The following is a 14596-nucleotide window of genomic DNA, read 5'->3' on the forward strand; positions in this document are numbered from 1 at the left end:
TTTATTTTAATACCTCTGAAAAACTTTGAACTTGTTTCCCAAAACTTTGTGTTAAATCTGGGGCATTCATATTATCTTGAATATATTTTACAAATGTTGAACCAACAATAACTCCATTACAACCACTATTAGCCACTTTTTTAGCATCTTCAGGACTTTTAATGCCAAACCCAGAGCAAACAGGAATTTTTGTTAAGCTTTTGATTCTTTTAACAAAGTTTGCAACATCGGTTTCATTCGCAGATTTTACTCCTGTAACACCACTCACATTTACTTGGTAAATAAAACCAGATGCGATTTTAACTATATCCTCAAGTCTTTTTTGATCTGTTGTGGGTGCCGCTAATTTTATTAATGATAATCCATTATCATTTAGAGCGTCTCTCAATTCATTTTCCTCTTTTAATTCATGTGGTGCATCAACAACTAGTACAGCATCTGCACCAGCTTTTTTTATATCTTCTACAAATTTATTGATTGGGTATTTATAAAGGTTAGCAATGTAGCCCATTAAAAGGATCCCTACATCTTTGTTATAATCTCTAATTTTTTCAACCAATTTAATTGTATCATTTAAAGTGTACCCACTTTTTAAAACATGGTCGTGAGCAGCTTTAATAACTGGTCCTTCAGCAGAAGCTTCAGAGGTGCAATAGCCAATTTCTAATATAGAAACACCATTATCTATTGCTTGTTTTATTAGTTCAAAACTTTGATCAGGAGTAGGGTAGCATCCAACAAAATAAGAAACTAGTTTTGTTTTTGGATTATTTTTCTCGAATATTTTTTTAAATCGTTCGCTCAAAATCTTTACCAATATGTTCTTGGATAGTATCTAAATCCTTTTCACCACGGCCACATAAGGATAAGCAAATTGTATAATCTTTAGGTTTATCTTTTGCTTGTCTAAAGATTACTTCTGCTGCAGCTGCCATTGGTTCTAATGCAGAACAAATTCCTTCAGTTCTTGCTATAATTTTATATGCTTCAAGCATTTCTTGATCAGTAGCCGATGAATAAGTGACTGCTTGTTGATCTTTTAAATAAGAGTGCAGTGGACCAACCGAAAAATAAGTTATACCTGCTCCTAAACTCATTCCACCTAGAGATTTTGCACCATCATCTGTTTGTAACATATATGTTTTCATTCCCTGCATAATTCCAGGTGTTCCGTTTGAGAGTGCAGCGGTTTCACTTGCTTCAACACCAATCTTAGAAATGCTGGGTTCATCTAAAAAATCATAAATCGCTCCTGCAAAATTACTTCCTCCACCAACACACCCAACAATCATGTCTGGTAATTTTCCCTCTTGTTCAAGCGATTGTTCTCTTATTTCTCTTCCAATAATACTTTGAGCAAATGCAACAATTTTTGGGAATGGATGTGCAGAAACTACAGAACCACAAATATATGCAAAGTCAGGATTGGTAGTCCAAGTTTTAATTGCATCTGTAATAGCTTCCTTCAAAGTTCCTGACACTGCTTTTAATTTTGCACCATAGTGTTTTGCTTTTATTATATTTTGATTTACCCTTGCTATATCCACTTCTCCCATTACCCCAATTAAAGGCATACCAAACTTAGCAGCCACTGCGGCGGTTGCACTATAGTGCTGTCCAGCACCACTCTCGCAAATTAAACTTTTTTTACCCATTCTTTTTGCAAGTAATACCTGAAACAAACTGTTTGTGATCTTATGACTTCCAGTATGATTTAAATGTTCTTGTTTAAATAATATACGAGCACCACCTAATTCTTTTGTAAGATTTTCTGCAAAATATAAAGGAGATGGTCTTCCTATGTAGTGTTTACAATAATACGCAAATTCATCTAAAAATTCTTTATCCTTGATTGCTTGTTCAAATCCTTGATTTAGTTCATGTAAAGCAGGCATCAAAGTTTCTCCTACTGCCATTCCCCCCATAGCAGAAGTTCCTGCACCATAATATCCTAGTTCATCTGGTCCTGTTTTTAATGAATTTTTTGTCATCTCTTTTTTAAGAATTAATATTATGGACTGTATTTAGAAACTTATCAATTTTATTTATGTCTTTTACTCCTTTTGAGCTTTCCAAACTGCCTGATACGTCCAATATGTAGTGTTTATTTTTAAAGTTGGTAACATCTTCTATTTTTATATTTCCTGCAATCATTTTTTTTATGCTGCCATCTACTTCATTGAGCAAATCATGATTAAAACTCATGGATTTTTCATATCCTTTACTATCAAACAAAATCATCTCAGATATAGTTTCATAAACTTTATATTTTTTTACATCTTCTTTGTTTTCAATAGTAAGAGCAGTAATTATTTTTTTGTTATACTTTTCTTTTATTTGTTTGATTTCATCAAAGCCACAATCATAAATTTGATAATAATCGAATGGTAAATCTTTGATTTTTTCTAAAATAACTCCATCAGGTTTTACAAGAACAGCTACATACTTACTTTGTTTTTTGTTTATATTTAATAATTCTTTTAATTGATTAAAATCTACATATCGTGAGCTTGCTTTCCAATTAACTATAAATCCTATGAATTGTGGTGGGTAGGAGTGGTTAACGATGTAAGTTAAAGTTTTTGTATCTGAGATCCCACAGATTTTACATCCCATGACCATTAATTTAAATGATCAATTAATTTTTTAACATTGTTTTTGATATTTCCTTTAGTAATAGGTCTTCCAATTACCAACCAATCACTTCCATTTTTAAATGCTTTTTTAGGTGTTAGAACTCTTTTTTGATCTCCTTTTTCAGAATTAAATCTAATTCCTGGAGTAATAATTTCTTTATTAAAAACTCTTCTTATAATTTTTACTTCTTGAGCACTACAAACAATAGCATCTAATTTTGCTTTTTGAGCAAGTTTTGCTTGATGAAGAACTAGTTTTTTTACATCTTTATTGTAACCTATTTCTTTTAAAGCTTTGTTATCAAGCGAAGTTAAAATTGAAACACCAATTATTTTAGTTTTTCCAGAAACTTTCTTAGCTGCTTTTAATGCTTCCAAACCAGAACTGATATGGATGGTGCAATAATTTAGTTGAAGATCTTTAATTGCTTTTACTGCCGAGGAACAAGTATTTGGTATATCTGCAAATTTAAAATCTCCAAATGTAATTTGATTTTTTAATTTTGATACAAATTTTCTTCCATTCTTTGAGTTTAAAAACTCTAATCCAAACTTATAACCAATTTGTAATCTAGGTGTTTGCGTATCTTTTATTATTTTTTTTACTTTAGAGACAGAGGTTGAGTCACACGCTATGAATATTTTACTCTTCATTATTAATCTTTTTAAACATATCTTTACTCATCTTCCAAGATATTACTTTCTTTTCAGGAACTGCGACTTTTTCAGAAGTTTTTGGATTTCTTCTAATGGATGCTCTCTGAGTTTTAACTCTAAATGTCCCAAAATTTCTTAATTCAACCCCGTCGCCTCTTCGAAGGGCTCTTTTTATTTCAGTTAAAATAATATTGGTAAATTTCTCTAGGTCTTTTTTCAGGAAATTTGGGTAGTTTTTTGAAAGTTGTTTTAAAAGCTTTGATTTTACAATAGCCAATTTAAATCTTCTTCAATTATTCTTTCTCTTCTTCAGATTTCTTTTTAAGTGACTCAGAAAGATTGCTAAATGGCAAGTTCTTTCCACTTGATTCACTTCCATAAGTTTTAAGAGCAATATCTCTTTGTTGCTCCTCTAAATATTTAATACTTAAGGTAACTTTTCTCTTGTCCAGTTGAATTTCTCTAATACCAACGTCTACTTTTTCTCCACCTGTCCATCTTGACGGTCTAGCATCTGCAGCATTTAGTGCAATTTCTGATTTTTTAATTTGGAAATCCATTTCACAACCTTCAGGTCTCACAGTCAATCCTTTATTATCTGTCTTAACTATTTTTACTGTAATTGTGCTTCCTTTTTCTTTGTCTTTAAAGAAATCAAATGGATCTGGTTGAGTTTGTCTTAGACCAACCCTGATTTTTTGTTCAGATGATTTGATTTCTAGAATTTTAACTTTAAGTTTATCGCCTTTTTTATATTTAGCTAGTTCTTCTTCACCATTATTTAAATATGTTAAATCATTACAATGTAAAAATCCGTCAATTTCTAAATCTTCAATTTTTAAGAACAAGGAATATTCATTTTTATTTACAACTTCGCCTTCAACAATAGTATTAACAGGGTATTTTTTCTCAAAAGTTTCAAAAGGATTCTCTTGAGTTAATCTATGACTGATCGCTACTCTTCGTTTATCTTTATCAATTTCAGTTATGACACATGGAATTTCTTGTCCAACTTTAAGCATTTTTTTTGCAGAGTTGTTTTTCTTTGACCAGGATATTTCAGAATTATGCAATAAAGTAATTAATCCCTCTTCGAGAGAGCAAAACGCGCCAAAATCAGAAATTTTTTCTATCTTAACAATGTATTGTGTATTTAATTTATAGTTATCAATATTATCAAATGGATCTGGGTACAATTGCTTTATCGAGCAACCAACTTGGAGCTTATCTTCATCAACTGAAATTACTTTTAGATCTCTTTTCTCTCCAATTTCTAAAATGTCAGAGGGGTGGTCAATTCTAGTGTAACTCAATTCCTGAAGATGTGTTAATACATCTAGTTCACCGTTTACTGAAAAAAAGCATCCAAAATTTGAAAAACCTTTAACAACCGCATTCTTAATTATATCACCTACTTTATATTTAGCTACTAATTTAGCTTTATCCTCTTTCTTAAAAGATGAAATTATTTCTCTTCTAGAAACACATGCGTTCCCTCTGATACGGTCAAGTTTAATTAGAGCAAACTTCTGTGGTTCGTTCATCAAATGACTAATATCTTTTAGAGGTTTATCGCTGATTTGTGATCCAGGTAAAAACATGAGTGAACCAGTATCTATGTGTTCAACAATTGCTCCACCCTTACACTTGGAAACAATCTTTCCCATCACAGGTTCATTTTTCTCATGAGCTTCTATCAACTTTTCCCATCCTTTTATCTTCTGAGCTTTACTAGCAGAAACTAAAACTTCTCCATGTTTATCTTCTATTTTTTCTAATAATACAGATATAGTTTCTCCAACCTTAATTTTTTCAGAGAGGCCCATGCTCTTTAATTCGTTTATATCTAGAACTGGTTCTGACTTTAGACCTTCAACAAATAAAAATACAAATTTCTCCGTAATTTTGTTTATTTTTCCTTCAATAATTTTACCTTCTTCTATTTGAACTTTTGAAAGTTGGCTGTTGAGTAATTTTTCAAATTCTTGAGATGCTGGACTTGTTAAGTCTTTGTAAATTTCCATTAAATATTAATTTTCCTATCTATTATTTTTTTTATTTTTAAAAAACAGGCTCTTTTAGATAACTTTGTCGTGTTAATCAATATAGAATCTTTTGTTTTTTTAAGAGGAGAAATTTTACGATTATAGTCATTTTTATCCCTATTTTTAATGCTTTTTAAAACTTCTTTATAAGTTAATTGATTATTTAATTTCTTTAGTTCTTTGTATCTTCTTAGAGCTCTAGTTTTAACGTTGGCGGTTATAAAAAATTTAAAGTCTGCGTCCGGAACAATATTGTAAGTAATATCACGACCATCAAGGATAGATCCTTTGTATTTTTTTGGTGGATTGTAAGCGCAATTTACCTGAAATGAATGAATAAGTTTTCTTATATTTTTATTTTTTGCAATTATTGAGGCTTCTGTTCCTACTTTATCGGATAATAAAGCTTTTTTGTTAAGGTCTCCAATTTTTAAATTTTTAATTTTATTTTTAACAAATTTATAATTAAATTTTTTTGAGTTCTTCAGCTTATAAAAAGCAATTAAGCGATATGCTTTACCTGTGTCAACTTTAAGTAATTTATAATGTTTGGCTATTGCTTTTGCTATAGTGCCAGCACCTGCTGCTGCGGGAGAGTCAATCGCAATTTTGATTATATTATTTCTTTTAATCATTTTTTTAGATTATTAATAATTTTTAAAAAGTCTGGGAATGACGTATTTATAGAATTTTTATCATGAAGTACCCATTTTCCACCAAATGACAATGCTGCGATAACACTTGTCATGAATACTCTATGATCTTTTAAATAGTTTTTAATTATTATTTTTTTATTTATTTTTAAATCTGGATTGCCAAATATTTTAATTGAATCATTTGTACATATTGTTTTGATGCCCATTTCGTTTAAAATGTATTGACCCCATTTAAGTCTTGGACTTTCTTTTTGATTTAATTCTGATAAATTTTTAAAATATGAAACCCCTTTTGCTTTAGCTGCAACCAAAAAAATAATTAAAAATTCATCTATTGCTGCACTATTAAGTTTAGTAGGACAATTAATTGACTTAATCATTTTCGAACTTTTTATTTTAATATTAGATATTTTTTCTCCTTTGTATATTTTTGTATTTTCTAATTTTATAGAAATTCCCATTTTTCTTAAAATAGTGATAATGCCTATCCTTGAAGGGTTAACATTTACATTTTTGATAATTAATTCTGAGTTATTTGAAAGTGCAGTTAAAACAATGAAAAATGCACTTGAGCTTATATCAGAGGGGATATTGTAATTAATTGGATTTATTTTTTTTACTTTATTGATTTTGATTTCATCATAATTTTTATGTTTTTTTATGCTAATTGGTAGTTTTAAATATTTACTTAGTAGCTCGGTATGATTTCTTGATTTTTTTGCCTTTATGTAGGTAGTTCCATTTGATCTCATTCCGCCAAACATCACTGAACTTTTGCATTGAGCTGAGCCTCTATTTTCTATGTATTTAATTGCTTTTAGTTTCGCATTCCCAATTATAGTCAAAGGTAAATATTTACCTTTTCTTAATTTAAATTTAGCACCAAAATTTTTTAATGGATCGGTGACTCGTTTGAAATCCCTATTTGATAAACTTTTATCTCCTGTTAGTTTTATTGAATATGGACTATTAATTAATAACCCAAGAATTAGTCTGCCAAGAGTACCAGAATTTTGTGCATTAATAGTTATGTTTTTTTTATAATTATATCCACCTAAACCTTTACCAAAAATTTTGCATTCATTTTTTTTATAAATTACTTTTATACCCAAATTTTTAATAGCATTAATTGCAGCCAAAACATCTTCAGATAATAATAAGTTTTTTGAAGTTGAAACACCATTTGCTAAAGAAGAAAACAAAACCCATCGAATACTAATGCTTTTATCTCCATTAACATTAATTATTTTTTTAAATTTGTTAATTTTTTTATTAATAATTAGTTCATTCAACATTTAAATTAATTAATTTTAAAATTATTACCAAAATATGCATTCTGAGCATGTATATCTTTAATTAAGTTTGATGGAGAATTTTGCGCTACAATTTTTCCATTACTTAGTATCATTGCAGTGTCAGAGATTTGAAGAAGTGAGGATGCGAGATGATCACAGATGCAAATAGTGATATTATTCTCTTGTTGAAGGTTTATTATTAATTCTTGTAACATTTTTATAGTTAAAACGTCCAAAGCTGAGAAAGGTTCATCAAGCAATAATATTTTTGGTTTGCTTAATAGAGATAAAGCAATTGTCAATTTTTTTCTCTCACCACCAGAAAGATTTTTTGATTTGACGTTTCTGATGTTCTGTAACTCTAGTTTTGATATTAAATAATTTATTCTCTCTAATCTTAAGTTTTTGTTATTTATTACTATCTCACTTATAGCTTTAAGATTGTCATCTAGTGTTAAATCAGAAAATGTGCCCCCGTATTGGGGTACGAATGAAATCCCAAATTCCCTTGTACGTAAATAAACAGGCAAATTGGTTACATCTTGATTATTAATCAAAATTTTACCATGCTTAGGTTCAAGTAAACCTGTTATTAAATGATACATAGTTGATTTTCCAGCACCATTTGGTCCTAGTAACCCATGAATAGTTTTTTCGTTTATTATAAAATTTACGTTATCGAGTACTGTTCGGTTTCCAAAGGAAATAGATATATTTTTAAATTCTATTATTGGATTTTTATTTTTAAAAGATTTTATTCTAAATGGCTTGATAATCCCCATGTCAATTTTTATTTATTAATTGAACTTTTTTTTGTTTATCAAACATAAAAAATTTAAAGTCTTTACTTTTCATATTTATTTCTACTACATCTGTTTTTAAAATATTTTCAGCATCAGTATATATTACATTTTTTGATATTATCATTGAATTTCTTAGAATTGAAAAGTCTAAATATTCACTTTTAATTTTTTTTTCTGAATAATTTATTAATACATTTTTTGAAAAAATAGTATCAAAATTATTATTATTATATTTTCCAAAATCGGCTGAAATTAAAATCTTTTCTTTTTCATTTAATTTAATAACAGCATTTACGTTTTTTAAAAAAATTATACTACTATCATTTAAATCAATTTCTCCTTCTTTAGCTTTTATAATAAATTCATTATTTTCAGCATCCTTTGCGTAATATTCAACATTAAAGATAGTATTAGAGTTAGATTTTTCACTAATTTGCTCATCTGCGTTTTTCTTTGATAAATCAGTGTTTCTATATAATTTTAAACAAATTATAATAGTGATTAAAAAAAAAAATATTGATAATAAAATTAAAATTTTTTTTTTATACATTTAGACAATACTGGTTTGTAAAATATTGTGTATATGAACGACACCTATAATTTTAAATTTATTTTTTTTTTCAAAAACACATAAAGATGTGATTTTTTTACTATTCATTATTGACAAAGCTTTTGCGGCTAATGTATCTTTCTCAACACAAATAGGATTTTTAGTCATAATATCTTTTGCCTGTTTAAGAAGTAAGTCTGATTTTTTTTCATTATATCTTCTTATTTGACCGTCTGTTATGATACCAATTGTTTTATTTTTTTTATTTGTAACCAAAAGAAATCCTAAACCTTTATCACTTAATATATTTAGTGCATTCTTCATTTTTAAGTTATATTTGACAAAAGGAATTTTTTTTCCTACTAACATTATATCCTCAACCGTTTTTAGTTGAGCTCCCAAACTTCCTGCAGGGTGAAGTTTTTTAAAATCAACTTTGCCAAATTTTTTATATTTCATTGAAGCAATTGCCAATGAGTCTCCCAAAGCTAGTTGCGAAGTTGTACTTGCAGTTGGAACTATACCTTCAGCTTCTTTAGCTTTAGGAATAAACAATTTAATATCAGAAGATCTATAAAGAATAGATTCTTTTTTTGAAACAATTCCTATTAATAAAATTTTATTTCTTTTTGCAAATTTTATTATATTTTTAAGTTCTGTTGTTTCTCCTGAATTACTAATTAATATTAAAATATCTTTTCTTGAAATCATACCAAGATCACCATGAGATGCCTCACTAGCAGCAAGACTAAATGATGGCGTCCCCACTGAAGCAAGTGTTGCAGCAATTTTAGATGCTATTAAACCACTCTTGCCTACTCCACAAAGTATTACTTTAGCTTGACATTTTGCAATTTGAATAACTGCATCATTAAATGATTTATTAATATTTTTTTTTAAGATTTGAAGTGCTTTTATCTCTAAGTCAATTACATTTTTTGCAATAGATTTAAATTGATTTTTGTTCATTAATGAGACCAAATATCTTCTTTAAATAATGCTAAATCAAGATCAACTCTTGTTTTTAAAAATTTTAAACAATTTTTATAAAGTTGAGTTCTATTTTCTCTATCTAATATTTTCATCAACTCATCATGTATTTTATGAAGATAAAGAACATCATTCGCACAATATTTTAACTGAGCTGTAGATAATTCTCCACCAAAATCAGAACTTTGAAATTGTTTGCTAATATCAATATTTATAAACTCTTTAATTAATGTTTTAAGTGAATGATTATCAGAATAACTTCTAGCTAATTTACTACAAATTTTTGTATCAAGAATATTATTTACATCAGTTTTTAGATAATATTTTATATGTGCCATATCTGCACGTCCATAGTGAAAAATTTTAGTGATTTTTTCGTCATTTAGTACTTTTACTAAATTAGGAGCATGATATTTTTTTCTATCAAACTGCACTATATGAGCATCTGAGTTACCAGAAGATATTTGTATTAAGCATAATGGATCACGTCTGACATTTAGACCCATAAATTCACCATCAACGGCAATTATATTGCCTAAATTTAAATCATCTGGTAGATCATTTTTGTGAAGTTGAATATTATTACTCATTTCTAAACATATATATATGAAAGCAAAAAATTGTCTAATTTTTGGTGGGAGTGGTCAAATTGGTAAAAATTTACTTAGGAAGCTAACAAAAAATAATTACCAAGTAACTGTTGTAACAAGAAACATTCATCAAAAAAGCTATATCATTAAAACCCAAGCGAATGCAGGTTATATAGATATTGTTGAATCTAATATTTTTGAGGAACAAAAACTTAGAAAGCTCTTTGAAAAAGCAGATATTTGTATCAATTTAGTTGGTATTTTGTTTGAGTCAAAAAAAGGAAATACATTTAAAAATATTCACACTATTTTCCCTTCATTGTTGGCTAAACTTTCAAAAGAATACAAGCTTAAACATTTTATTCATCTGTCAGCACTTGGAGTAAATGAGGCTACAGACTCTGACTATGCTAAAAGTAAATTAGAGGGAGAGGAAAGAATTTTAAAAAATTTTCCATTGGCTACAATTTTAAGACCTTCAATTGTATTTTCTCAAGATGATCAGCTAACAACTCAATTTATGACTCTTCTAAATAGATTGCCAATATTCCCACTCTATTATGAAGGCAAAACTAAGTTTGCTCCAATTCATTGTTCAGACCTGACCGATGTTATTTTAAACGTAATTTCAAATAATGTTAATTCCAAAATAATTGAATGTGTTGGTCCAGAAATAATTTCATTTAAAGAAATTTTAGAAAAATTATTAAATTTAATTGGAAAGAAAAGATTGTTAATACCAATGCCATTACCAATAGCACAAATGTCAGCGAGATTTTTTGAAATAATGCCAAAACCACTTTTGACCAGAGATCAATTAAAACTTCTAAAGTATGATAATGTTTTATCTGGAAAATATAAATCAAATTCAGATATAGGCGTACCAAGTTTGAGATATTTCGATGAAGAAGTTAAAAAATATTGTTATATGTGGAGGGAAGGCGGTCAATTTTCCACAGAAAAATATAATTCAGATAATATAGATATTAAAACGAGTTAAAATTTAAGCAGACTGAATTTTCTTTTCAATAAACTCCGGAACTTCCTCTTTTTCTGTAACTTCTTCTTTTTTACCTTTTGGTTGATAAGCATATAGCAAATGAAGCTTACAATAAGAGAAGTCTTTTAAAGAAGATCTGCCACAAAAATAAAATTCTTTTTCATCTGGATGACCTATTGGCCATTTACATGAACTTTCGTCTAACTCTTCTAACTGTTTAGGGTTTTCTGGTTCAAAATCTTTTTCGATTATTAAAGATTTAAATTTACTTTTACGACCTCTTTTTGATTGAACGTTATTCTGCTCAATTGAATTTTCGAAATTTTTATTAGAAGTAGCAGCTCTAGTTTTGATTTTTGCTGAAAGATTTAATCTATGAGCTTTACCAATCACAGCATTACGACTTATGCCACCTATAATCTCTGCTATTTGGCTAGCAGTATTACCTTTGCCCCATAATTCTTTTAATTTTGAAACTTTCTCTTCGGTCCAGCTCATATCTATATGTTGTGTTATTTATTTATAAAACGACAATATACTGTTATTAATTTAATTGAAACAATCAAAAAATTAGAGTTATCAACAATAAAAGCCTAGCCTAGATTTACTCAAGTTTTCAATCATAACTTGTATCTATGAAATAAAATTTATAAAAACAAATTTAATTTATGAGCAATTTAGCAAAAAATTATAACAGAAAAAAAATTTCATTTAAGTATGGTAAGGGAAGCTATCTTTACTCTACTGATGGAAAAAAATATCTTGATTTTGTTATGGGTATTGCGGTTAATTCTTTAGGTCATGCTCATCCAGGTTTAGTAAAAACAATCAATAAACAATCTAAAAAACTTTGGCATGTATCAAATGCTTTTCAAATACCAGAAGGAGAAAATTTAGCTAAAAAGTTATGTAAAAAAACATTTGCTGATTATGTAATGTTTCAAAATAGTGGAGCAGAAGCAACAGAGGCAGCTATTAAAGTTGCTAGAAGATATTTTTTCTCAATAGGTAAACCAAATAAAAATAGAATTTTATGCATTAAAAATTCATTTCATGGAAGAACATTAGCTGCAATTTATGCGAGTGGATCAAAGAAAATGACCGAAGGATTTGGCCCTAAAGTAAAGGGATTTGATCACTTTACTTTTGGAGACCACAAAGCATTAGAAAAGAAAATCTCAAAAGATACTGCGGCTATAATGGTTGAAACGATAATGGGAGAGGGAGGAATCAAAGTCATTCCAGACTTTTGTTTAAGAGAGCTTAGAAAATTGTGTGATAAGAAAAAAATTCTTTTAATTCTGGATGAAGTTCAGTGTGGAATAGGTAGATCAGGAGACTTTTTTGCATTTGAAAAATCTAAAGTAAGACCAGACATAGTCCCAATAGCGAAAGGAATTGGAGGTGGATTTCCTATAGGAGCAGTTCTTATGAATAGAAAAGTAGCAACAGGCATGATACCTGGCACTCACGGATCTACATTTGGGGGCAATCCGCTAGCTATGTCGGTTGGAAATAAAGTAATGGATATAGTTTCAAACAAAAAGTTTTTAAATAATGTAAAAAAATTATCTAAATATTTCTTATCAAACTTGAACAAAATTAAGGAAAAATATCCTAGTATTATTAAACAAATAAGAGGAAGAGGTTTTTTAATTGGAATACAGCTACATCAAGATCAGACAGGTTTTATTAAAAAATTAATGGAAAATAAATTATTAACTATTCGTGCTGCAGAAAATGTCGTCAGAGTTTTACCACCTCTTAATGTCAAAAAAAGTGAACTTGATGAAGCTTTAAAAATTATAAATAAAGTTTGCAGCCAATTTAAATAGTTATGAATCATTTTATAAATTTAAAAGATATTCCTAGTAAAGATTTAAGAAAAATAATTACTGATGCAAAAAAAAGAAAAAGTTCTAGAAAAAAACTTAACACATTAGAGACAGATAAAGGTGCTCCATTAAAAGGTAAAATTTTGATCCAAATGTTTGAAAAACCAAGCTTAAGAACAAGAATGAGCTTTTATTTAGCAATTAAACAGCTTGGAGGAGGTACTGTAACACTTAGATCCAATGAACTTCATTTAGGACAAGGTGGTGAAAGTATATCTGATACAGCAAAGGTTTTATCAACTTATGGTGATGGATTTATGTTGAGAACAGATAGTGACAAAAAAATTGAGGATTTTAAAAAATATTTGTCTATTCCAGTGATTAATGGTTTGAGCCCGTCCTCTCATCCAACTCAAGTACTTTCAGATGTTTTTACAGTTGAAGAGATTACAAAAAAACCTATTTCCAAATTAAATATTTGCTGGATTGGTGATTCAAATAATGTTTTGGATAGTTTAATTGCTGCTTCAGTTAAATTTTCTTTCAAATTAAGCATTGGTTGTCCAAAAAATTTTGAACCAGGAAAAGAAGTAAGAAGTTGGGTGAAAAAAAATAAGAGAAAAATTTATATTTATAATGACCCAAAAAAAGCTGCTAAAGAAGCTGATGTAATTTTTGCTGATAAAGTTATTTCGTTAAATGACAAAGTAAACAAAAAGAAAAAAATTCAGGCATTTAAAAAATTTAAAATTAATAAAAAATTAATGAGTTTTGCAAATAAGAATTGTATTTTTTTACATTGTCTGCCTAGAGGGAATGAAGTTTCTGAAGATATTTTCTTAGGAAAAAAATCTCATGTATGGTTACAGGCTCTTAACAGAGTTCATGTTCAAAAAAGTATACTATTGTATTGTTTTGGAAAATTAAGGTAGTGGAACGGGGCTATCTGAATTTTCATTTAGATACTTAATTACCGAAGCTCTATCTGCTTCTTTTCTTAACCCTGCATAAGCCATTTTTGTACCTTTAATATATTTTGCAGGTTTTTTTAGAAATCCATTTAGCTCTTCAAATGTCCATTCTTTTTCATAAGCAGCTAATGCTTTTGAATATTTATAATCTTCAACTGCTCCAACTTTTCTTCCAACGACATTATATAAAGCTGGACCTATAGCATTTTTCCCACCCTTAATTATTGAGTGACAGGCTGCACACTTTTTAAAAATTTTTTCTCCACTTGCTATATCTCCCATAGCCATTAATGCAGCAATGTCGACTTTTTCTTCTGCAGCAGTTGTTGTAGAAGATGATGCAGTAGATACTTGTTCAACTTCCACCGTGTAACCTGGAGTTTCTGGTTTTTCTACATGAAAAATTACATCAGATAATTTTCCTATACCAATAACAAGGAGTGCTACCATTAGAACTGCAGCTACAATTTTGTTAATTTCAAAAGAATCCATTTTTATAAATTTAATTTTGAACGTATAACATGATAAATTAAAATTTGACTAAAATTTAATGTACAAATTTGCCTCT

The 14596-nt window shown here is 28.6% G+C and carries 17 protein-coding genes; 3 read left to right on the forward strand and 14 right to left on the reverse strand.

Annotated features, from left to right (window positions below):
• Position 1 precedes the first annotated feature (1 nt).
• The 12 genes from trpA to ACTTA8_RS07845 are packed head-to-tail and all read right to left on the reverse strand — an operon-like array spanning position 2 to position 10222.
• Positions 2-805: a tryptophan synthase subunit alpha gene (gene trpA / locus ACTTA8_RS07790; RefSeq protein ID WP_440655326.1), complete on the reverse strand. Its 804-nt coding sequence runs from the start codon at positions 803-805 to the stop codon at positions 2-4.
• Complete coding sequence (trpB, locus tag ACTTA8_RS07795; RefSeq protein WP_440655327.1) at positions 789-1991, reverse strand: tryptophan synthase subunit beta; 1203 nt, start codon at positions 1989-1991, stop codon at positions 789-791. The genes trpA and trpB overlap by 17 nt, the downstream gene beginning before the upstream one ends.
• 7 nt (positions 1992-1998) lie before the next feature.
• Positions 1999-2616: a phosphoribosylanthranilate isomerase gene (locus ACTTA8_RS07800; protein WP_440655328.1), complete on the reverse strand. Its 618-nt coding sequence runs from the start codon at positions 2614-2616 to the stop codon at positions 1999-2001.
• Positions 2617-2621: 5 nt separating this feature from the next.
• The gene (gene pyrF / locus ACTTA8_RS07805; protein ID WP_440655329.1) at positions 2622-3290 is read right to left on the reverse strand and encodes an orotidine-5'-phosphate decarboxylase; all 669 of its coding nucleotides are present in this window, start codon (positions 3288-3290) and stop codon (positions 2622-2624) included.
• Entirely contained in the window at positions 3280-3570 is a 291-nt protein-coding gene (locus tag ACTTA8_RS07810; RefSeq protein WP_440655330.1) for an HU family DNA-binding protein, read from the reverse strand. The genes pyrF and ACTTA8_RS07810 overlap by 11 nt, the downstream gene beginning before the upstream one ends.
• Before the next feature lie 16 nt (positions 3571-3586).
• On the reverse strand, positions 3587-5317 hold the full coding sequence (locus ACTTA8_RS07815; protein ID WP_440655332.1) for a S1 RNA-binding domain-containing protein: 1731 nt from the start codon (positions 5315-5317) through the stop codon (positions 3587-3589).
• Positions 5317-5973 (reverse strand): (d)CMP kinase, encoded by a 657-nt coding sequence (cmk, locus tag ACTTA8_RS07820; protein ID WP_440655333.1) that lies wholly within the window; start codon positions 5971-5973, stop codon positions 5317-5319. Before cmk ends, ACTTA8_RS07815 begins: the two co-directional genes overlap by 1 nt.
• Complete coding sequence (gene aroA, locus ACTTA8_RS07825) at positions 5970-7289, reverse strand: 3-phosphoshikimate 1-carboxyvinyltransferase (RefSeq protein WP_440655335.1); 1320 nt, start codon at positions 7287-7289, stop codon at positions 5970-5972. Before aroA ends, cmk begins: the two co-directional genes overlap by 4 nt.
• Before the next feature lie 5 nt (positions 7290-7294).
• On the reverse strand, positions 7295-8071 hold the full coding sequence (locus tag ACTTA8_RS07830; RefSeq protein ID WP_440655336.1) for an ATP-binding cassette domain-containing protein: 777 nt from the start codon (positions 8069-8071) through the stop codon (positions 7295-7297).
• A gap of 1 nt (position 8072) precedes the next feature.
• Positions 8073-8642, reverse strand: coding sequence for an LPS export ABC transporter periplasmic protein LptC (lptC, locus tag ACTTA8_RS07835; RefSeq protein WP_440655337.1), 570 nt, complete (start codon positions 8640-8642; stop codon positions 8073-8075).
• A complete protein-coding gene (locus tag ACTTA8_RS07840; RefSeq protein WP_440655339.1) occupies positions 8643-9611 on the reverse strand; it encodes a KpsF/GutQ family sugar-phosphate isomerase in 969 nt (322 codons plus the stop codon).
• Positions 9611-10222 (reverse strand): ribonuclease D, encoded by a 612-nt coding sequence (locus tag ACTTA8_RS07845; protein WP_440655341.1) that lies wholly within the window; start codon positions 10220-10222, stop codon positions 9611-9613. Before ACTTA8_RS07845 ends, ACTTA8_RS07840 begins: the two co-directional genes overlap by 1 nt.
• Positions 10223-10238: 16 nt before the next feature.
• On the opposite strand from ACTTA8_RS07845, the gene ACTTA8_RS07850 reads away from it, so the two are divergent.
• Positions 10239-11222 (forward strand): complex I NDUFA9 subunit family protein, encoded by a 984-nt coding sequence (locus ACTTA8_RS07850; RefSeq protein ID WP_440655343.1) that lies wholly within the window; start codon positions 10239-10241, stop codon positions 11220-11222.
• Between the two features lie 3 nt (positions 11223-11225).
• Here ACTTA8_RS07850 and ACTTA8_RS07855 read toward each other — a convergent pair whose 3' ends face one another.
• Positions 11226-11720: a GcrA family cell cycle regulator gene (locus tag ACTTA8_RS07855; protein WP_440655345.1), complete on the reverse strand. Its 495-nt coding sequence runs from the start codon at positions 11718-11720 to the stop codon at positions 11226-11228.
• Between the two features lie 170 nt (positions 11721-11890).
• Between ACTTA8_RS07855 and ACTTA8_RS07860 the strand changes: the two genes are divergently transcribed.
• Both ACTTA8_RS07860 and argF read left to right on the forward strand, forming a co-directional pair.
• Positions 11891-13057 carry an aspartate aminotransferase family protein gene (locus ACTTA8_RS07860; protein WP_440655347.1) on the forward strand — a complete coding sequence of 389 codons (1167 nt, stop codon included), beginning with the start codon at positions 11891-11893 and terminating at the stop codon, positions 13055-13057.
• 2 nt (positions 13058-13059) lie between these two features.
• Positions 13060-13989 carry an ornithine carbamoyltransferase gene (gene argF, locus ACTTA8_RS07865; RefSeq protein WP_440655349.1) on the forward strand — a complete coding sequence of 310 codons (930 nt, stop codon included), beginning with the start codon at positions 13060-13062 and terminating at the stop codon, positions 13987-13989.
• Here the strand turns inward: argF and ACTTA8_RS07870 are convergent.
• The gene (locus ACTTA8_RS07870) at positions 13981-14520 is read right to left on the reverse strand and encodes a c-type cytochrome (RefSeq protein WP_440655351.1); all 540 of its coding nucleotides are present in this window, start codon (positions 14518-14520) and stop codon (positions 13981-13983) included. The two genes, argF and ACTTA8_RS07870, sit on opposite strands and share 9 nt — an antisense overlap.
• Positions 14521-14596 lie beyond the last annotated feature (76 nt).

This window comes from Candidatus Pelagibacter sp. HIMB1506 (assembly GCF_052047935.1).
In the GTDB taxonomy this organism is placed as follows: domain Bacteria; phylum Pseudomonadota; class Alphaproteobacteria; order Pelagibacterales; family Pelagibacteraceae; genus Pelagibacter.

Bases quoted from the DNA above. Each gene is read 5' to 3' on its own strand.
- trpB (WP_440655327.1), bottom strand. From the start codon at position 1,991: ATGACAAAAAATTCATTAAAAACAGGACCAGATGAACTAGGATATTAT.
- ACTTA8_RS07800 (WP_440655328.1), bottom strand. From the start codon at position 2,616: ATGGGATGTAAAATCTGTGGGATCTCAGATACAAAAACTTTAACTTAC.
- pyrF (WP_440655329.1), bottom strand. From the start codon at position 3,290: ATGAAGAGTAAAATATTCATAGCGTGTGACTCAACCTCTGTCTCTAAA.
- ACTTA8_RS07815 (WP_440655332.1), bottom strand. From the start codon at position 5,317: ATGGAAATTTACAAAGACTTAACAAGTCCAGCATCTCAAGAATTTGAA.
- cmk (WP_440655333.1), bottom strand. From the start codon at position 5,973: ATGATTAAAAGAAATAATATAATCAAAATTGCGATTGACTCTCCCGCA.
- aroA (WP_440655335.1), bottom strand. From the start codon at position 7,289: ATGTTGAATGAACTAATTATTAATAAAAAAATTAACAAATTTAAAAAA.
- ACTTA8_RS07830 (WP_440655336.1), bottom strand. From the start codon at position 8,071: ATGGGGATTATCAAGCCATTTAGAATAAAATCTTTTAAAAATAAAAAT.
- lptC (WP_440655337.1), bottom strand. From the start codon at position 8,642: ATGTATAAAAAAAAAATTTTAATTTTATTATCAATATTTTTTTTTTTA.
- ACTTA8_RS07840 (WP_440655339.1), bottom strand. From the start codon at position 9,611: ATGAACAAAAATCAATTTAAATCTATTGCAAAAAATGTAATTGACTTA.
- ACTTA8_RS07845 (WP_440655341.1), bottom strand. From the start codon at position 10,222: ATGAGTAATAATATTCAACTTCACAAAAATGATCTACCAGATGATTTA.
- ACTTA8_RS07850 (WP_440655343.1), top strand. From the start codon at position 10,239: ATGAAAGCAAAAAATTGTCTAATTTTTGGTGGGAGTGGTCAAATTGGT.
- ACTTA8_RS07855 (WP_440655345.1), bottom strand. From the start codon at position 11,720: ATGAGCTGGACCGAAGAGAAAGTTTCAAAATTAAAAGAATTATGGGGC.
- ACTTA8_RS07860 (WP_440655347.1), top strand. From the start codon at position 11,891: ATGAGCAATTTAGCAAAAAATTATAACAGAAAAAAAATTTCATTTAAG.
- argF (WP_440655349.1), top strand. From the start codon at position 13,060: ATGAATCATTTTATAAATTTAAAAGATATTCCTAGTAAAGATTTAAGA.
- ACTTA8_RS07870 (WP_440655351.1), bottom strand. From the start codon at position 14,520: ATGGATTCTTTTGAAATTAACAAAATTGTAGCTGCAGTTCTAATGGTA.